Below are 19074 nucleotides of genomic sequence, written 5' to 3'. Positions count from 1 at the left end.
GTTCGTTTAATTATTTATTACGGCCAAATAACTTGCCCACTGATTTTTGATTATGAATCAATGTAATTGCTTCTCCAAATAATTCATCAACGGAAACAATTTCTAATTTATCAAAACGTTTATTTGCTGGAATATCAATTGAGTCAGTTACAACCGTCTTCTTAATCGGAGCTTCTTGAAGCCGTAATGCCGCATCACCAGAAAAGACTGCATGAGTAGCAACCGCATAAACTTCTGTTGCTCCCGCTTCAATTAAAGTTTTAGCTGAAATTTGCAATTTAATTCCAGTATCAATCATATCATCAACTAAAATTGCGCGTTTCCCTTTAACATTACCAATTACAGATTCTGGGATAGTATGAATGTCTTCCGGTGCTCGATTATCAATAATTGCAATTGGAGAATCTAAACGTTCAGCGTAGGCCCTAGCACGTGAAACACTAGCATGGTCAGGAGAGACAACTACCACATCATCAGCGTCCTTAAACCCAGCCTCGGTAAAGTAGCCGGCTAATAGATCCTCTGCTCTTAAATGATCAACTGGAATATCAAAGAAGCCTTGAATTTGATCAGCGTGTAAATCAAGGGTAATTACCCGATCAACTCCATCCATTTCTAAAAAGGACGCAATTAATTTAGCCGTGATGGGTTCTCGTGAACGGGCTTTACGGTCAGCACGTGAATAACCATAGTATGGAATCACCACGTTAATTGCCCCTGCACTGGCACGTCTTAATGCATCTACCATAATTAATAGCTGCATTAAGTTGGTATTTACCGGATCAGAAACCGATTGGATTATATAAACTTCGTCTCCACGAATACTTTCATCGACACTAATTTTGATTTCGTCATCGCTAAATTTTTGAATGGTTGCCTTTCCTAATTCTACTCCTACCGCTTTACTGATTTTTTCAGCTAAGGGACGGTTAGAATTCAAGGAAAATATTTTTAAGTTCGGGCTAGATTTTAGTTCGGCCATTTTGTCCTCCACAAATATTTATTACCAAAATAATACCATAAAATGGGTTCATAACACCATTATGCTTACTATTTTATCATTATTTCATAAAATCATTCGGTTTCACTTTTTGCATCCCAATCATAGGATCAATTTGTTCTGTTTGAATTAATTCCATTGTTAATACAGTTGATTGCTCATGTTCATCATCTTTTAAATCATTAGTTGGTTCAAAATCAGCAGTAGGTGATTTTTCCAATACTTCTGACAAACGTTGGATGAGGGTTGTTTTTCGGTTAACAGAATTATTTTCTACGCATAATTGGTAAGCCACTGGGTCTCCTACCATAATTAAAAAATCACTAGCTCGGGTAACAGCAGTATATAGCAAATTTCGTTTGAGCATTTTAGAATAACGGCGTACCAATGGCAGAATCACTAGTTTAAACTCGCTTCCTTGCGCCTTATGAATGGAAGTACAGTACGCTAACGTAAACTGATTCCAATTACTGCGGTCATAAATCACCTGGGTTTCATCAAAATCAACCACAATTTTCGTAGGCTGTGTCTGCCCTTTTTGCTTTTCAATTCCGGTAATAATCCCTAAATCACCATTAAAGACATTTTCTTCCGGACTATTGATCAGCTGTAATACCTTATCCCCAATTCGATAGAGATGATCTTTCACCGTTACTTCATTTTGGGGATTCGGATTTAATACGTTTTGAATTGTATCATTGATGGCATTGATACCAGCAGTGCCCCGATACATTGGTGCTAAAACCTGAGTATCCATTAACTCAAATCCCTTATTGTGAGCATGGGAAACCACTTGCTTAACCACTGACAATATTTGATTTTCGTTGCAGACAATAAACGATCGGTCAGCTTTATTTTCCGTAAAGTCTGCTGGCAAGACCCCATTATGAATATCATGGGCCAACTCAGTGATAGAAGATCCTTCATCTTGGCGGTAAATGCGTTCTAATTCAATTTTGGGTAAAGTGTTTGAACTAATCAAATCATGAAATACCTGCCCCGGTCCCACTGATGGCAGTTGGTCCTGATCCCCTACTAAAATAACTTGCATGTGATTAGGAACTGCCTTTAGCAGTGTCTTAAAGAGATCCGTATCAACCATTGACATTTCATCAATAATTAATAATTGACCATCAATATCCTTAACCCCACTAAAGTCAGTATCTTCTTGACCATTAAGCCCTAGTAACCGATGAATAGTACTAGCTGGTAACCCCGTCGACTCACTCATATGCTTAGCAGCTCTTCCGGTTGGCGCCGCTAACACGATCGGAAATGGTTTATCCTTATACGCATTAACATCTAGTGAGTAATCATTCAGTTGCGCAAAAGTATGCACAATTCCATTAATAATGGTGGTTTTCCCGGTTCCCGGTCCCCCGGTTAGGATAAAGATCGGTGACTTCAGAGCTTGTGCAATCGCTTCTTCTTGGAACTCATCGTAATTAATCCCGTTTTGTTTTTCCACCGTTTTCATTTTCTTTTGCAAAAGCTCAGGCTTAAAATCGGTTAACTCCACGTTTGCCATAATTCGATGTAAATGTTCCGCAATTTGCTTTTCCGCCCAAAATAAACGGGAAAGATAGATTCGTTCTTCTTGTCCTACTACTCGGTTAGTTTTTGCTAATTCCACTAGTGCTGCCGCTAATTTATCTCCAGAGATTTGCCCTGGGCGAGCTTCATTTAAGAGCTTAAGGGTTTCATTAAGCAGGGGCTCTGACGTAGCGTACGTATCACCATTTTTTAAACTAAGTTCTGTTAAGGCAAATAATAATCCTGCTTCTAATCGTTGATCGGAATCAAATTCAATCCCTAATTCTGAAGCAATTGCGTCTGCTTTTTTAAAACTGATTCCATCAATGTCTTCCATTAACTGATAAGGATTTTCTTGGATAACTTTTAGGGCATCTTGATGGTACTTTTGATAAATTTTTTCCGCTAATTGACTACCGAAACCGTAACTATTTAAGCCCATAATAATTTGATCGACATCATTACCGATATCCAGATTGGAAACGATAGTTGCTTTTACCTTAGCAGAAATACCAATTTTATCTAGGACTCTGTTATCAGCATTAATTTGTTGAAGAGCATCAATTCCCAGAGAATCAACAATTTTTTCAGCCGTTTTTTTTCCCACCCCAGGAAAATTATCACCAGATAGGTACTTAACTACACCAGCACTAGTAGTTGCCATCTGCTTAGCATAATTACTAACTTGAAATTGAGTCCCATATTTAGGATGATCGACTATTTTGCCAATAAAATGATAGTCAGCTTCTTCGACTAACTCACCAAAATTACCAGTAACTACAATTTCACTTTCCTGCCAATCGGTATTAGTATCGTCTACCTTTACTAAGGCGACTTTATAAAAACTATCCGGACTCTCAAAAAAGATGGCCGCGACTTGGCCATCAATAAATTTTGCCTGATTATTATCTGCCTGTTGAAACAAATTTACCGATTGTGCCACGGGCATCCTCCTTACTCTTGTTTGGTTTTCAAAAACTTTTCAATATCAGTGAGTTTTTGTTGACTCTTTTGAAAATAATCGGGATCTGCTTTCTTAGCCTTATCAAAGTAAATAGCATATGGTTCTGCCTGAACCATCGCCACTAATCCCCGATTAAAATTAGCCGGTCCGTTATTAGGATCTACGGCTAAGGTTTGATCATAAAAGCTACCTGCCTGTTCAAAGTCCCCTAATGCCAATAAATTGTCTCCGATTAGGTTACTAATTTCTGGCTTCATTGTTTGCTTTCCTTGAGCTGTTAGTGCAAAAGCCATGGACCGCTTGTTATCTCCTAACGCTAAATAACTTTGAGCTAACATCAAATATGCATCTGTTTTTAATTGTTGACTGGTAATTTTTTCAAACCATTGAATGGCCTTTGAATATTCTTCAGCAGCGTAATAGACGTTGGCCAAACCGTAAATCAGTTGGTCTTTCACCGTCACCTCAGCATTATCAAATAAGCCTAAAGCCTTCATTAATAGTTCTTCGGCCTGTTCATAATCATTACCGTCTACTAACACTGTTGCCAAATCGTAATAGTTTTGTGGCTCCTTAGGATTTTGATCAATTTTTTGGACCAATTCATGGACTAATTTATTCATTTTTTGTGTTTGTTGTTCTCGTTTGGTTGTCTTATTTTCAGTCATACTTTCACCTAAATTGTGTCTGAATCCGTTAGTTGACGTTGTAAATAGCTAGTATCGTTCCACTTGATCAATTCATACTGACCATTATCATTAGTTTGTAACACAGTGGTACTAGTGTTAGCAATTCCACCCCGTTTACGTAAATCTGCTAGCGGCACCCCCAGTAAAGAATTAATTTCCGCATTTAAAGCTGCCCCATGACTAACAATTAAGATATTAGCATCTGGACTGGCCGCCGCCACAATTTGTTCAATAGCCGGTGTCATTCGCGCAATCAATTCTGAAAATGATTCTCCCCCAATATTTTGATGGGGATCATATCGTTCTGGATGGTTACGAAAATCATCAAATTCCTTGGGAAATTGTTGAGCCACTTCGGTAAATAATTGGCCCTCCATCTTTCCCAGGTTAAATTCTTCTAACCTACTAAGTAAACTAAGGGGGATATTTTGATCTAGTTGCTTTACAATCGTTTCTGCAGTAATTCTTGCCCGTTTGATTGGACTAGCATACGCATGCTCAAACTCAATCGGAGCTAAGTGACTAGCTAATTGAGCCATTTCTTCATAGCTTTCTGGAAGTAACGGTGAGTCCCCACCAGCTCCCTGGTAGCGACTTTCAAGATTCCATTCTGTTTTTCCGTGTCTAATAAAATATAAATTAACCAAAACGTCACCCTCGCTTTATTTCTTACTACAATATTATGACAGTTTGCCCATTAAAATTCAAAACTTTATCAAAAAAGGACGGCTCAACGGCCGTCCTTTAGTTTTATACGTATTGAAGTAATTTATCTTGCTTATAAGCCGCATCGATAATGGCAGAACCTAAACATTCCTTACCATCATAGAAGACAACTGCTTGACCAGGAGTGATTGCTCGAACAGGATCATCAAAGACCACTCGAACTGACTTACCGTCATCACTAATGTGAACGGTAACACCACTATCAACTTGCCGGTATCTAAACTTAGCAGTGCAATGAAAATCATTACCCTTATCTAGATTGTTAACCCAGTAAATGTCAGAAGCATCCAAATAATCAGCATAAAGCAAATCATTTTCATAACCCTTACCAACGTAAAGGATATTTTGCTTCAAATCTTTACCGATGACAAACCAAGGTTGATTATCGACACCGTCACCACCGATTCCTAAACCACGACGCTGACCAATAGTGTAGTACATTAAACCAGCATGCTGGCCCTTAACTTCACCATCAACAGTCATCATCTTACCTGGAGTAGCTGGTAAATAGTGGCCTAGAAATTCCTTAAAGTTCTTTTCGCCAATAAAGCAAATTCCCACGGAATCTTTCTTTTCAGCGGTTGCTAAGCCAGTCTTCTTCGCAATTTGGCGAACTTCTGGCTTAGTCATGTTACCGATTGGGAACATAACGCGATCTAGTTGATCGGCAGAAAGTTGACTCAAGAAATAAGTTTGATCCTTATTCAAATCAACGGAACGAAGTAAATGGTTATGACCATTTTCATCCCGAGTAAGTTGAGCGTAATGCCCAGTAGCGATGTAATCGGCTCCTAAATCAAGTGCGTAGTCTAAAAAGGCCTTAAACTTGATTTCTTTATTACAAATTACATCTGGATCAGGAGTTCTACCCTTCTTATACTCATCCAAGAAATAAGTAAAGACTCGGTCCCAGTACTCCTTTTCGAAGTTAACTGAATAATATGGAATCCCGATTTGAGTAGCTACCTTAGCAACGTCTTTATAATCTTCGGTTGCGGTACAAACTCCGTTCTCATCGGTATCGTCCCAATTCTTCATGAAAACTCCAACAACATCGTAACCCTGTTGCTTTAGTTGGTATGCTACAACGGAAGAATCAACTCCGCCACTCATGCCAACGACAACTCGAGTTTGACTGTTGTCTTGCATAAAATCACCATCATTTCAATTAGATTCTGGAGAATCTACGAGTGAAGGTCGCAATTTCCAGTAATTAATATAATACCGCAAAATTGCAAAAAAGACAATTAGTCATCATTACTATTTACCCTGGTCATCTCTAACTAAAATATCACGACTCATCAAGTTATCCATAATGAAGTTATATTGAGTTACGTTGTCGGATTTACTAGGGTCGTTAAAAATATTAACTGACTGCAAACCATTAGCCGTCGTAATTGCTAATTTAAACCCTGAAAAGTCTTTAGCAACCGTTACCTTTAACTTGTAACCTTTTTCATAAGGTGAACTGCCACTTAAGCTGCGTTCTAAAGCAAAATTACCCGCCTTAGTTACTATAAAGCCCACGTCAGTTAGTGCATAACGCTTAATTGCTGGGCTAATTGCATAGGTGTGCTTGTCTCCTGTTAACTTAACTTCCTTAGAAAATGCCATGGTTAAGCCTCCTTGCGTTTTAGTCGTTGAACGGTTTTATCAATAGCATCAACCAAACTATCTAAATCTTCCTTAGTATTTTCAATCCCAAAACTAATTCGAATAGATTCGCTAATTCGGGGACTGTCTTCACCAAACATTGCTGTTAAAACATGAGATGGTTCAATACTACCCGCAGTACATGCAGAACCACCCGATACTGCGATTCCAGCTAAATCCAAGTTGGTTTGCATCACGTAAGTCGAGATATCCTTTAGCCAAATATTAAAAACATGATTGAGCCCCACCGGATTTAATTCGCCGTTAATCTCAAAATCAATTCCTCGCTCAGTTAGCTGTTCTACTAAATATTGTTTGAATTCAAAATACTTAGCTTGTCGTTCTTGCTTTACCTCGGGAGTAATATCGGCTACGGCACGAGCAAAACCAGCAATGGCTGGAACGTTTTCGGTTCCGGCCCGCCGCTTAGTTTCTTGGTCGCCACCCTTTACAAAACTGGTGAAGTTAATCCCATTTCGCTTATAAAGGAATCCAATCATTTTGGGACCGTTAATTTTATGAGCCGAAGTAGATAATAAATCAATGTGATCACGTTGAACATCAATGTCTTTAAGACCATATGCTTGAACCGCATCCGTGTGGAACCAGGCTTGATGATCAGCCAACATTTCACCAATCTCATGAATTGGCATTACCGTTCCCACTTCATTGTTACCACTCATAATGGTAACCAAAATGGTATCATCTCGTAGAGCAGCCTTGAAGTCATCAATAGACATATTACCATGTTCATCAACTGGTAAGTAGGTAACTTCAAATCCTAAGCCTTCCAAGTATTCCAATGGTTTTAACACGGCTTCGTGTTCAATAGCCGTAGTAATAATGTGCTTACCTAAACTTTGTCGAGCTAGTGCGGATTGAACGATTGCGGTATTATCACCTTCAGTTCCCCCACTAGTAAAAATAATATCATCTACATCAGCATTGATACTTTTAGCAATTACTTCTCTTGAATTTTCCATTATAGTATGGGCTTCTCGTCCCAATCCATAAAGCGTTGACGCATTACCGTAAACGTTTTTGTATTTATCCATCATTTCTTCATAGACGGACTGAGAAATAGGTGTAGTTGCCGCATTATCTAAATAAATTTCCTTCAAAACACTTCACTCCAATTACTAATTTGACTGAAAAACATTCATCATCATTTCCGCAGAGCGTTTACCTGCTTCGATGATAAATTCATCAAAATTGGTGTTGGCATCTTCATCACCAACATCAGACATTGCCCGAATCACTACGTACGGAACATCAAAATCATATGCTACTTGACCAATTGCTGCGCCTTCCATTTCTACACATAAGGCATCACTGAAGTTATCCTTAATATGGTCAATGACTTCTTTGCTAGCCACAAATTGATCCCCAGAAACGATTAAGCCGGAATGTGATTCTAAGTTAGCATCCTCAGCTGCTTTAATAATTTGAGCTTCTAAATCTCTAGAAGCCGGGAACCGGGCAGGACAATTAGGAAGTTGTCCAATTTCGTAACCAGCGGCTGTAACGTCAACATCGTGATAGGCAGTTTCGGTAGAAACTACTACGTCACCAATTTTAAGATCAGTACCAATTCCACCAGCTGAACCAGTGTTTACAAGATAATCAATCTTAAAGTTGGTCAACATTAAAGCAGCAGTAATTCCTGCTTGGACTTTACCAATTCCAGATTTAACCAAAACAACATCTGAATTAGCAATTTGACCCTTAAAAAATTCAATAGGTCCTATTTTAGTAGTTGCTTCATTTTTTAAATTCGCTTTTAAAATCGCAATTTCTTCGTCCATTGCGCAAATAATTCCATAAGTCACGCTATCTCTCCTTAATTTACAAAAAACAAGATTAAATACACACCAACCAAAAGAACCATTAAAATACCAATCGCCCAAATTAGACGCGACCTAGTTTTACGCCACCGGGGCGTTTTATAATCCGTTGTATCAGTAGTCATTGCCTCTGGATTATTAGCTGAACTTCTATGAGTTTTAGCGTATTCGCGTTCCGCTTCTACTCGTTTTTTATCTCGCTGAGCAAATTCCGCTTCTTGTTGTTGCTGTTGCTTGCGATATTCTTCTCTTGTCTTCGGGGTGTTATCAGAATCAGTCTCTGGCATTTATCTCACCTACTTAATTGTTTTCAGCTGCCAATACCAAATTGCCATGATTGTTTTAGCGTCTTCAATTTCACCACTATCAACCATTGCCATTGCTTCTTCCAAGGTTTTTTCTTGAATTTCTAAAAATTCACCCTTATCCCGGGGTAACTCTTGGCCAACGGGGTGTAAATCCGTTGCTAAATATAATTCCATGTATTCATCACTAAAACCAACTGAAGAATAAAAACCCGTAATTCGTTCCACGTTATTAGCTTCGTAGCGAATTTCTTCGTTAAGTTCTCGTTTCACCGCATCCACAAAATTACCATCCCGGCGATCTAATTTTCCAGCAGGAATTTCAATTGTTGGCTTTCTAACTGGTTCTCGCCATTGTTTCTCTAAGATAATTTTATTATCGTTAGTGATTGCCAAAATTCCCACTGCATCTGCGTGGTGGACAATTTCTCGATGGGCAGTTTGCTTATCAGGTAGCTCCACTAATTCGCGTTCTACACTGATAATGGCTCCATTATAAATTAATTCAGATTTTAAGACACGTTCTTCTAAGTTCATAAGTTTCCATCCATAATTTTACTAATTAAATTCATTTTAACGGTCTTGCTAGGTCAATGCAATTATCGCTAGTAAACCTTAATCTATATAACTAATTTTAGCAGCTTGAGGACCCTTTTGCCCTTCCACAATTACATATTCTACCCGCTGACCAGGTTCTACAATATGATGATCTAGCAACCCCGTTTTAAAAAAGAAAAGATCTTTATTACCATTGTCTTGTTCAATAAAGCCAAAGGCGTTTTGGTTACTATATGATTTTACCGTTCCAGTTAACATTACTTCTCCTATCGAAATGACTCCCATGGAAATCCATGAGAGTCATTTACTTTATATTAATTATTCTTCAAAACCTTCAGTAGCAGTTTCTGGAAATTCTGATCTAACAATATGAGCACATGAGGCACATAGAGTTGGATAATCAGGATCAGCAGCAATATCTTTACGAACTAAACGACACCGTTCGCACACTTCTCCGGTAGCTCTAGCAACTAAGACAGCTAGATTATCGTCAAAGCGTTCGCTATCATCACTAGCGTCAGCAATTGGTGCAATAGTTAATTCAGAAACCATCAAAATGGTAGCTAAATCAGTGTGTAAACTGTCTAACAATGCCTTTGTTTCGTCAGAAACATACAAGGTTAATGCTGCTTCAGAAGATTTACCGATCAACTTAGCATCCCGAGCTTCTTCTAACGCCTTTAAAACGTTAACTCGTAATTCTAAGAATTGATCCCACTTGCTTAAGATCATAGCTTCATCGGCAAAATGGTTAACCTTAGGCATTTCAGCTAATTGTACAAATTCTTCTGGTTCATTTAAGAACGTCCAAATTTCTTCAGTGGTATGTGGCAAAATTGGTGTCATTAACTTAGTTAAAGCTACCGCAATTGCGTACATAACTGTTTGCATAGAACGACGCTTATGACCGTCAGTACTATCAATATAAACCACGTCCTTAGCAAAATCCAAGTAGAAGGCAGATAAATCGTTAGAAATAAAGCTCATTAGCCGCTTATTCAATTCTAAGAAATTGTAGTGATCGTATAAATCAGTAGCAGTTTCAATAAATTGGTTTAACCGAACTAACATGTATTGATCAGCAGCTTCTAAATCAGCAAAATCAATTGCGTTAGTTTTAGCATCAAAGTCAGAAGTGTTAGCTAGTAAGTAACGCATAGTGTTTCTGATCTTCTTGTACATATCAGAAACCTTCTTGAAACTTTCCATCGAAACTCGAACATCCGCAGAGGTATCCACAGAGGTAACCCATAAACGAACGATTTCTGCTCCCATTTGTTTGATAACATCTTCAGGGGCAATGGTATTCCCAAGGGACTTACTCATCTTGTGGCCGTTACCATCTAACGTAAATCCTTGAGAAATAATTTCCTTGTACGGAGCATGGTTAGATACAGCAACACTAGTAATTAAGCTAGAATTAAACCAGCCACGGTATTGATCAGAACCTTCTAGATTTAAATCAGCTGGGTAAGTGAGGTAATCCCGTTGAGCCAATACGCCTTGGTGAGAAGTACCAGAATCAAACCACACATCCATGATGTCGTTTTCTTTAGTAAATTCACCATTAGGAGAATGCTCACTAGTGAATCCAGCTGGCAATAAATCTTTAGCGTCTTTTTCAAACCAAATGTCTGAACCATGTTCTGCAAATAAATTAGCCACGTGTTCAATGGTTTCCGGAGTAATAATAGCAGTACCATCTTCTGCGTAGAAAATTGGTAGTGGTACACCCCAAACCCGTTGCCGTGAAATAACCCAATCGCCACGGCCTTTAATCATGTTAGCTAAGCGACGGTTACCCCATTCTGGATGGAATTTAACGTCTTTTAAAGCTTCTAAAATTGGTTCCTTAATTTTATCCACTGAAGCAAACCATTGTGGAGTTGCCCGGAAAATGATTGGTTTTTTAGTTCGCCAATCAAATGGATAACTGTGTTCGTAAGGCATGTAATGAAGTAACAATCCAGCTGCTTTTAATTTATCTAAAGCAATTTGGTTAGCATCTTCATAAAAGACACCAGCAAAATCAGGACCTGCTTCTTCAGTCATGTAGCCTTTATCATCAACCGGCACAAAAATATCTAGGCCGTATTGTTTTCCCACTCGGAAGTCATCTTCCCCAAAGCCAGGAGCAGTATGAACTAAACCAGTTCCGGCATCTAAAGTAACGTAATCACCAAGCATCGTTAATAATTCTCGGGATTCATCAAGTGGATGTTGAGCCACAATATATTCTAAATCTTTACCGGTAACTACCTTAACAGTTTCATAGTCATCCCAACCAAACATATCGGTGACCTTATTTAGCATTTCGGTAGCTACTACGAATTGACGATCATCACCAGCTGGTTTAACTACTGAATAATTAAAGTCAGGAGAGACCACAATTCCTTCTGAACCTGGAATAGTCCAAGGAGTAGTAGTCCAAACAACCATATAAGTATTGTCGTTATCTAAAACCCCTTTTCCATCAATCACCTTTTCAGCATAAAACGCAGATGGTGAGGTAACATCGTGATATTCCACTTCGGCTTCTGCCAAAGCAGATTCAGATGACCAAGACCAAAATACTGGTTTTTTACCACGGTAAATTAATCCTTGTTCAGCCATCGCACCAAAAGCCCGAATTTGAGCTGCTTCGAATTCTGGTTGAAGGGTTAAGTATGGATTATCCCACTCAGCAGCAATTCCTAACCGCTTAAATTCTGCTTTTTGGCGTTCAACTTGTTTTAAAGCATATTCATGACAAAGTCGACGGAATTCGTTAATTCCCATCTTCTTTCGGTCATAGCCTTCTTTTTTTAGTTGTTGTTCGATTGGTAAACCATGAGTATCCCAACCGGGAACAAATGGCGCTCTAAAGCCGGCCATAGATTTGAAACGAACAATAATATCTTTAGAAATTTTATTCATCGCGTGACCCATATGAATGTCACCATTGGCATATGGAGGGCCATCGTGTAATACAAATGAAGGTTTACCTTCATTTAATTTTTGTCTTTGTTGGTACAAATTGTTTTCTTCCCAGGCTTTTTGCCGTTCAACTTCTTTAACGGGAAGATTACCACGCATTTTAAATTTAGTTTTACCTAAGTTTAGCGTATCTTTAACTCGCATATTTTCCTTCCTTTCTGAAAACAAAAAGACCCCGCCGCTAGGGACGAAGTCTTCGTGGTACCACCCAATTTTAGAATGCAATGATTCTCTCGTTGTCCAGGATAAATAAGAGAGGTGATGGCGATTTTTTCGTTAACTACTGACCTTTCACTAATCGTCAGCTCGCTGAAGTAATAAGAAAATCGGTGCTGTCCTCATTATCCTAATATTATTTTTGATCACCGTCTGGATAAATAACAACTGTCTCAGACATGTCATCAGCAGCCACTGCATTTTCCACAATGTCTGCATTACTTTCTGAGTTTACGCTACTATCATTTGAATTGTCAAGTTGACTAACCGTTTTTTCAATTTCTTCATAACCATTAGTAGTGTTATCATCGTCTAACAAATTATCCCATTCCTTAGCTTTGATAACTTCCAATTGGCTTTCCAGCATAACTTGAAGACGTTGCCGGAATACTCTGGTATTTTTCTTCAAATCATCAGTTTCTACGGCTAGCTTCTTAGCCTTTTTAGAAGCCTCTTGCAAAATTCGGTTAGCCTTTTCGTTAGCAGCATTAACCACATCAGCAGCTTGTTTTTGAGCTTCTTTACTAGTGATCTCTGCTTCTTTTTTGGAATTAGACTTAACTTTGTCAGCTGCTTCTTGAGCTACAATAATTGATTGATTCAATGAATCCTTTAAATCATTAAAATACTTTAATTTATCTTGGGATTCATCCAACTTAGTGTGTAAGTCATTATTTTCCTGTAATACGATTTGATAATCTTTAATAATTTGGTCCAAAAAATCATTAACTTCATCAACGCTATAGCCCCGCATTTTTTGCGCAAACTCTTTGTTGTGAATATCTTGTGGACTGAGTACCATTGTAAATCCTCCTATTTATTGGGTTTGATTAAATTTAATGTCACTCTGATCTTATCTTTTTTAGTCATTCCACCAACTTCAACTAGAATGATGCGGCCAAATCCTCTGACAGAAACAATATCAGAAACGCCTAATTCATAGTCGGGACGTTGATTTTCAGACCAATTAACTCGAACTCTCCCTGCTTCTACTAACTCTTTAGCATGATGACGAGAAATATGAGCCCCTTCAGCTAAAATTACATCCAATCTTAATGATGAAACCGTAGTAGTAACCGTTTCAAACTCTTGATTAGGAGTTAAAAGTTGGTCTAATGGCACAGGCTTTAGCCTAATTTTAACTTTACCAATGTGATCTAACTGATTAGCAACGTAGGTAGCCATTTCTGTCTTAACCATAAATTGCCAATTAGTCCCATCAGTAATGATATCACCAATTATCTCGCGTTCAATGCCGCTCCCCATTAATGAACCTAAAATTTGACCATGACTAAGCGTAGCAAATTTTTGCGGATAATCGATAGTGTAAGCACTGACCTGAAAATCAGTCTGTTGTGGTTCAAAATAGTCAGGATAAATTAAAGCTCGTTTCATTTCACTCGTTTCAAAACCACCAAAAAAGCGTAATTTAACACCTTCATAACGGTTAACAATAGTTTGTAAAATGAATTGTTGCCGTGGATTTAAAAAATCCGTTAATAAATCTCGGTATTCATTTTGAACTCGACCTACCAAGCCATCCATTGACTCTAAAAACGGAACTTCGTCGGAGCGGAAATGTTGTTCAATATTTATATCAACCATGTATACCTTCTTAGTTAATACCCCACTAATAAATTACCTAAGTAACGAATTCCAGTTTGAACAAATGATAAAACCACAACCGCAACAATAGGAGCAAAACTTACCATCCCTACCATCGCAAAGCTAAATAATTGTTCAAATGGTTCCACTATGCTTCCTAAAAAGCGTCCAAGCCCTGAATTCAAACCGCCAGGAAACCAACTAAGTAACGCATAAACAATGATTGCTAATATATAAACATCAATTGCATTAGTTAATAGCCATACAATGAAATTAACAGTTTCAATCAATTAGTTTCCTCTTTCCCACTCAGTTAAGTCTAATGCCGACGGAATCTAAAGAAAGGTGGTTCATCATCTTTATTAGTATTATTTTCTTCTGGAGCTTCTGGAGCTTTAGTTTGAAACGGATCGAAATCCTTCTTTTCAACGTCATTAAATTGATCATCTTCACTGATTGGGTTACGAGAACCACTGTCAGCTCTAATATCCCAATCATCAATTTGTTGATCAGAATTATTTCTTGGCATTTCCATTGGTTCTGGTTGGCTGCTTCTAGTTACTCGTGAGGGATTATTGTTAACTGCTCGACGAGAAATACGACTGCTTCGTTTATTACCATCATCAAGATCAATTCCAGTAGCAATTACTGTAACCCGAACCTCATCTCCTAGAGATTCATCAATAGAAGTCCCGAAGATAATGTTAACATCGCTAGTTGCTGCTTGAGCAACAATGTCTGAAGCATCTTGAGCTTCAAACAATGAAAGGTCTGGACCACCAGTAATATTTAACAAGACTTGTTGAGCTCCATCAATAGAAACTTCTAATAATGGAGAAGAAATAGCTTTCTTAGTTGCATCTGCAGTTCGGTTTTCACCATTAGCAGTCCCAACCCCCATCAAAGCAGAACCTTGGTTTTCCATCGTAGTTTTAACATCAGCAAAATCTAAGTTAACATAACCAGGACTAGTGATTAAATCAGAAATACCTTGGACCCCTTGCCGCAACACATTGTCAGCTTCCTTAAAAGCATCCATCATTGGGGTCTTTTTATCAACCATTTCTAATAAACGGTTATTCGCAATGACGATTAAAGTATCAACATTTTCTTTTAGTTGAGCTACCCCTTCGTCAGCGAATTTGGAACGCTTAGGACCTTCAAAACTAAATGGACGAGTAACCACTCCGACAGTTAAAGCCCCTTGTTGCTTGGCAATTTTGGCAACTACGGGAGCAGCACCGTTACCAGTTCCACCACCCATTCCGGCAGTGACAAAAACCATATCTGCACCAGATAGTGCATCGGCAATAGCTTCTTCACTTTCTTCAGCGGCTTTTTCTCCAATGTCAGGATTAGAACCAGCACCCAGACCCCGTGTTAATTTAGGTCCTAATTGAATTCTAGTTTCAGCTTTAGAAGTTTCAAGTGCTTGAACATCGGTGTTAGCAACGATGAATTCAACCCCTTGAACATCTTCATTAATCATTTGGTTAACAGCATTACTGCCACCACCACCAACACCAAAGACCTTGATCTTAGCTCCGTTGTTTTGGGCGGAATCTAATGAATATTGCATAATATTACTTACCTCCGTTGCTATCGTTATTCGAAGAAATCATTGAAGAATTTACGAATACCTTCTCCACGTTTTTTCTTTTCTGTTTGGCGTTGTTTTTTATCAGGTTTTGCATCGTTGTGACTAACGTCATTACTTGCTTCAGTTTGATCAGGAGTAGACTTATGAACTACTGTCATAGATCCGGCCACTGCAGAGCGAGACAACATATCTACCTCACTCATATCAGCGTAATAAGAAACTAATGACAATCCAGCAGAAAATGATGGATGCCGCATTCCCATTTGATCTGGAACGTAAAGCCGAACATTAGTATTAAATTTTTCAGTAGCTAGGTCAACAATTCCAGGCAATGCTGCAACACCACCGGTAATGATAATTCCCCCTGGCAAACTAAGGGCATCAATCGCATCGAGTTGCCCTTTAATTCTACCAAAAATTTGATCAATTCGAGCTTCAATAATTTCAGCTAGATATTTTTCGTCAATAATAGTTTGTTCAGATTGACCTACAACATCTACCGGTACATCTCGATCTTCAGAAGCTTTCAATGAATCTGCAGAGCCATAATTACGTTTTAATGATTCCGAATTTTCCATGGAAGTGTTTAACACAATCGAAATATCTTTAGTGATAAACTCGCCACCTTCAGCATCCGTAGTTACATATTTCAACTGATGATCGTGAGTGACTGAAGCAGTGGTTTGCCCACCACCTAAGTCAATCAAAATTGTACCAAAATCTTGTTCACCATCGTTTAAAATTTCGTGGCTTTCCGCCAGTGGAGTTAAAATCATAGAAATAACGTTTAAGCCAGCTTTAGAAACTGCCTTAGCAATGTTATGCATAATCCCCTTAGCACCACTAATGACCTTACCACGCATTTCTAGTCGAACTCCAACCATTCCCCGCGGATCCTTAATACCTTCAAACCCGTCAACGATAAATTCTTCTGGTTGAATATCAATGATTTCTCGTTCCTGCGGTAGGTTAGTAACTAACGCAGAAGACGATACATCATAAACGTCTTGGTCGGTAATCTCTCTTGAGGATTCATCAATGGTAATTAATCCATTGCATGGTTCTATTTTTAACATGTTAGCAGGAACGCCAACAATTACATCTTTAATTTCAATACTTGCTTTTTCTTGAGCTTGATCAACGGCACTACGAATTGCATCAGCTGCTTGATCAATATCCACAATGATCCCGCGACTGAGCCCTTTTGACCGTACATTCCCCACACCAATAACGTTTAATTGCCCTTTTACTTTTTCCGCAACGATAACTTTTATTGAGGTAGTTCCCATATCAAGTCCGACATACAAACCCGAATTATCCATATTATGTAAGGAACCTCCGTAATTGTTTTTTTGATTTTTTTATAGCTTAAGTTTAACACAATCAATCAGGCCAAAACAGCTTATTTCGATGCTTTGCCATTATTCTGTCGCCCTTTTTGTGAAATTGGATACGAATATGCTCCCACTTCCATATCAATAACGCTCTTATTTTTTAACTTAGAAGTAATACTTGGGTAATAGGCCATCTTAGTGCCAAAAGTATCAATAGTAGCATAAACTTGATTTCCATCACTCATTTGAATATAAATGCGATCTGGATTAGTTGTAGTAGGTGATGAACTAATTGAATTAATGTTAGCTCGAATGGTTGGTCCAATTTTACGATATTGTTTAATTACTCGCCGTAATACATCAGCTTTTTTAAACTTTTTTAATACTGGATAACCATCTTTAGGATTTAATACCTTTGAATTCAAAATCGTTCCACTTTGTAAAATTTGTTGGTATCCTCCATCAGCGTAAAGATAACCAATTACCGGATATTCCTTAACCGTTAGCGTAACTTGTTGTGGTCCGGTGACCTTGGCCACTACAGATTGAATTCTAGAATCACTTTTAGTAATTCTAGTCGCTATCTGCTTAGTTTGACCAAATACCACCAATGATTTTTGCCCCAAAGCCTGACTTTTTTTACGAATATTAGTACTACTGGTATAACGATTGCCGTGGACTATAACATCGTTAATACTACTAATCGGTAAAACTAAATAAGTTAAGACGCCAATTAGTAAAAGTAGAAAAACCACAAAGGGCCATCCAACCTTTAGATTCTGGCGTTGGATGGCTGACAAAAAGTGTATTTTAGTAGATTTACGGGATTTACGATTTTGCTTTTTAAATTGTGAATTGCGTCTTCGCCATTTCCCATTGGAAGAAGTTTCTTGGCTAGCTTGATGTGCTGCTTGCCACGGTGTTAATTGTTGATCATCTTTAGCCAAGTTTTCCCCTCCTCTTACTACTTTTTAATCGATCGGCCTAATGCCAATACTTGATCACTTGCATCCGGTACACCCAATTTTTTTGAATTGGTAGCCATTTGCTGGCGTTTAGCTTCGTTGGTCATTAAGTCATCTACTACTTTTAATAACGATTGCCCATTTAAATCATCTTCTTTAATCATAATTCCAGCTCCCGCATTAACCAAACTCATAGTGTTTTTAGTTTGGTGATCGGCAGTAACATACGGACTAGGAATGAAGACTCCGGCAATTCCAATTGCCGTAATTTCGGCAATACTAGTCGCCCCAGAACGACCAACAATTACATCTACCTTCGACAAAATTGCTGGCATATTACTAATATATGGTAACACAGCGATATTATCATTCAAATCAATCGTTGCCAATCGTTTCATAATATCAGTATACCGATTTTTACCGGTAACAAATACTACCTGATAATCTCGTTGATTAAATTCTGGCATTGCTTCAACAACTGCAGAATTGATTTTAGGAGCTCCCTGGCTGCCCCCAAAAATTAAAACAGTGGGTTTATTATCCACTAAGCCGTATTCAGTCCATGAAAAATCACTGTGAATATTAGCAACTTGTTGAGCCCTAGGATTTCCAGTGAAACTGACTTTAGCTGCCGGAAATTGTTCCTTGGCTTCTGGAAAACCAATGGCAATTTTATCAACATAGCGACTCAAAAATTTGTTAGTTAAGCCCACTACACTATTTTGTTCATGGATCATAGACGGTACTTTTAACTTAGCTGCAGCGTAAACCACTGCTCCGGAAACATAACCACCAGTTCCAATAACTAAATCCGGCTTAAAATCTTTAATAATTCTTTTGGCTTCACGTACGCTTTTTAAAAATAAGCGTACGGTTTGTAAGTTGCTTTTAATGCCAGCAAATGACATTGACCGTTGAAAGCCTTGAATTTCTAACGAAATAAACGGAATATGCTGTTTAGGAACAATATCTCCTTCTAATCCCCGCTTAGAACCAACGTATAAAACTTCTGAATTAGGTTCTTGCTGCATTAGATCTTCAATAATTGCTAGTGCCGGATAAATGTGACCACCAGTCCCACCACCAGAAATAATCAAGCGCATACT

Annotated in this window: 19 protein-coding genes; all 19 read right to left on the bottom strand. The window is 38.3% G+C overall.

The window, feature by feature from the left end; all coding sequences use genetic code 11:
- Window positions 1–10 precede the first annotated feature (10 nt).
- Entirely contained in the window at window positions 11–982 is a 972-nt protein-coding gene (locus OXT66_RS08850) for a ribose-phosphate diphosphokinase (RefSeq protein WP_268596992.1), read from the bottom strand.
- A 79-nt stretch (window positions 983–1061) separates the two neighbouring features.
- On the bottom strand, window positions 1062–3482 hold the full coding sequence (locus OXT66_RS08845) for an ATP-dependent RecD-like DNA helicase (RefSeq protein WP_268596991.1): 2421 nt from the start codon (window positions 3480–3482) through the stop codon (window positions 1062–1064).
- 5 nt (window positions 3483–3487) lie between these two features.
- The gene (locus tag OXT66_RS08840) at window positions 3488–4165 is read right to left on the bottom strand and encodes a tetratricopeptide repeat protein (RefSeq protein WP_268596990.1); all 678 of its coding nucleotides are present in this window, start codon (window positions 4163–4165) and stop codon (window positions 3488–3490) included.
- Between the two features lie 8 nt (window positions 4166–4173).
- On the bottom strand, window positions 4174–4833 hold the full coding sequence (locus OXT66_RS08835; protein ID WP_268596989.1) for a histidine phosphatase family protein: 660 nt from the start codon (window positions 4831–4833) through the stop codon (window positions 4174–4176).
- A 103-nt stretch (window positions 4834–4936) separates the two neighbouring features.
- Window positions 4937–6061: a tRNA 2-thiouridine(34) synthase MnmA gene (gene mnmA / locus OXT66_RS08830; RefSeq protein ID WP_268596988.1), complete on the bottom strand. Its 1125-nt coding sequence runs from the start codon at window positions 6059–6061 to the stop codon at window positions 4937–4939.
- A gap of 111 nt (window positions 6062–6172) precedes the next feature.
- Window positions 6173–6526 (bottom strand): DUF1831 domain-containing protein, encoded by a 354-nt coding sequence (locus OXT66_RS08825; RefSeq protein ID WP_268596987.1) that lies wholly within the window; start codon window positions 6524–6526, stop codon window positions 6173–6175.
- Window positions 6527–6528: 2 nt separating this feature from the next.
- On the bottom strand, window positions 6529–7686 hold the full coding sequence (locus tag OXT66_RS08820) for a cysteine desulfurase family protein (protein ID WP_268596986.1): 1158 nt from the start codon (window positions 7684–7686) through the stop codon (window positions 6529–6531).
- Between the two features lie 18 nt (window positions 7687–7704).
- Complete coding sequence (locus OXT66_RS08815) at window positions 7705–8394, bottom strand: 5'-methylthioadenosine/adenosylhomocysteine nucleosidase (protein ID WP_268596985.1); 690 nt, start codon at window positions 8392–8394, stop codon at window positions 7705–7707.
- An 11-nt stretch (window positions 8395–8405) separates the two neighbouring features.
- Window positions 8406–8696 carry a hypothetical protein gene (locus tag OXT66_RS08810; RefSeq protein WP_268596984.1) on the bottom strand — a complete coding sequence of 97 codons (291 nt, stop codon included), beginning with the start codon at window positions 8694–8696 and terminating at the stop codon, window positions 8406–8408.
- 9 nt (window positions 8697–8705) lie between these two features.
- Entirely contained in the window at window positions 8706–9251 is a 546-nt protein-coding gene (locus OXT66_RS08805) for an NUDIX hydrolase (protein ID WP_268596983.1), read from the bottom strand.
- Between the two features lie 78 nt (window positions 9252–9329).
- Window positions 9330–9530 (bottom strand): cold-shock protein, encoded by a 201-nt coding sequence (locus OXT66_RS08800; RefSeq protein ID WP_054670962.1) that lies wholly within the window; start codon window positions 9528–9530, stop codon window positions 9330–9332.
- A gap of 60 nt (window positions 9531–9590) precedes the next feature.
- A complete protein-coding gene (ileS, locus tag OXT66_RS08795) occupies window positions 9591–12392 on the bottom strand; it encodes an isoleucine--tRNA ligase (protein ID WP_268596982.1) in 2802 nt (933 codons plus the stop codon).
- A 208-nt stretch (window positions 12393–12600) separates the two neighbouring features.
- Window positions 12601–13266 (bottom strand): DivIVA domain-containing protein, encoded by a 666-nt coding sequence (locus OXT66_RS08790; protein WP_268596981.1) that lies wholly within the window; start codon window positions 13264–13266, stop codon window positions 12601–12603.
- Window positions 13267–13277: 11 nt separating this feature from the next.
- On the bottom strand, window positions 13278–14069 hold the full coding sequence (locus OXT66_RS08785; RefSeq protein WP_268596980.1) for an RNA-binding protein: 792 nt from the start codon (window positions 14067–14069) through the stop codon (window positions 13278–13280).
- 14 nt (window positions 14070–14083) lie between these two features.
- Window positions 14084–14359, bottom strand: coding sequence for a YggT family protein (locus OXT66_RS08780; protein WP_327059012.1), 276 nt, complete (start codon window positions 14357–14359; stop codon window positions 14084–14086).
- Window positions 14360–14388: 29 nt separating this feature from the next.
- A complete protein-coding gene (gene ftsZ, locus OXT66_RS08775) occupies window positions 14389–15648 on the bottom strand; it encodes a cell division protein FtsZ (protein ID WP_268596979.1) in 1260 nt (419 codons plus the stop codon).
- A gap of 26 nt (window positions 15649–15674) precedes the next feature.
- Window positions 15675–16991 (bottom strand): cell division protein FtsA, encoded by a 1317-nt coding sequence (gene ftsA / locus OXT66_RS08770; RefSeq protein ID WP_268596978.1) that lies wholly within the window; start codon window positions 16989–16991, stop codon window positions 15675–15677.
- Between the two features lie 80 nt (window positions 16992–17071).
- Window positions 17072–17950, bottom strand: coding sequence for a cell division protein FtsQ/DivIB (locus OXT66_RS08765; protein ID WP_268596977.1), 879 nt, complete (start codon window positions 17948–17950; stop codon window positions 17072–17074).
- Window positions 17951–17967: 17 nt separating this feature from the next.
- Window positions 17968–19071: an undecaprenyldiphospho-muramoylpentapeptide beta-N-acetylglucosaminyltransferase gene (gene murG / locus OXT66_RS08760; RefSeq protein ID WP_268596976.1), complete on the bottom strand. Its 1104-nt coding sequence runs from the start codon at window positions 19069–19071 to the stop codon at window positions 17968–17970.
- Between the last annotated feature and the right edge of the window lie 3 nt (window positions 19072–19074).

This window comes from Lentilactobacillus senioris (assembly GCF_026798195.1).
GTDB classification, from domain to species: Bacteria; Bacillota; Bacilli; order Lactobacillales; family Lactobacillaceae; genus Lentilactobacillus; species Lentilactobacillus senioris_A.
The sequence above is the reverse complement of the archived record's forward strand: the minus strand, read 5'-3'. Positions and strand labels throughout refer to the sequence as shown.

Coding starts and splice junctions, on each gene's coding strand:
- OXT66_RS08850 (WP_268596992.1), bottom strand. CDS start 982: ATGGCCGAACTAAAATCTAGCCCGAACTTAAAAATATTTTCCTTGAAT.
- OXT66_RS08845 (WP_268596991.1), bottom strand. CDS start 3,482: ATGCCCGTGGCACAATCGGTAAATTTGTTTCAACAGGCAGATAATAAT.
- OXT66_RS08840 (WP_268596990.1), bottom strand. CDS start 4,165: ATGACTGAAAATAAGACAACCAAACGAGAACAACAAACACAAAAAATG.
- mnmA (WP_268596988.1), bottom strand. CDS start 6,061: ATGCAAGACAACAGTCAAACTCGAGTTGTCGTTGGCATGAGTGGCGGA.
- OXT66_RS08825 (WP_268596987.1), bottom strand. CDS start 6,526: ATGGCATTTTCTAAGGAAGTTAAGTTAACAGGAGACAAGCACACCTAT.
- OXT66_RS08810 (WP_268596984.1), bottom strand. CDS start 8,696: ATGCCAGAGACTGATTCTGATAACACCCCGAAGACAAGAGAAGAATAT.
- OXT66_RS08805 (WP_268596983.1), bottom strand. CDS start 9,251: ATGAACTTAGAAGAACGTGTCTTAAAATCTGAATTAATTTATAATGGA.
- OXT66_RS08800 (WP_054670962.1), bottom strand. CDS start 9,530: ATGTTAACTGGAACGGTAAAATCATATAGTAACCAAAACGCCTTTGGC.
- ileS (WP_268596982.1), bottom strand. CDS start 12,392: ATGCGAGTTAAAGATACGCTAAACTTAGGTAAAACTAAATTTAAAATG.
- OXT66_RS08790 (WP_268596981.1), bottom strand. CDS start 13,266: ATGGTACTCAGTCCACAAGATATTCACAACAAAGAGTTTGCGCAAAAA.
- OXT66_RS08785 (WP_268596980.1), bottom strand. CDS start 14,069: ATGGTTGATATAAATATTGAACAACATTTCCGCTCCGACGAAGTTCCG.
- ftsZ (WP_268596979.1), bottom strand. CDS start 15,648: ATGCAATATTCATTAGATTCCGCCCAAAACAACGGAGCTAAGATCAAG.
- ftsA (WP_268596978.1), bottom strand. CDS start 16,991: ATGGATAATTCGGGTTTGTATGTCGGACTTGATATGGGAACTACCTCA.
- murG (WP_268596976.1), bottom strand. CDS start 19,071: ATGCGCTTGATTATTTCTGGTGGTGGGACTGGTGGTCACATTTATCCG.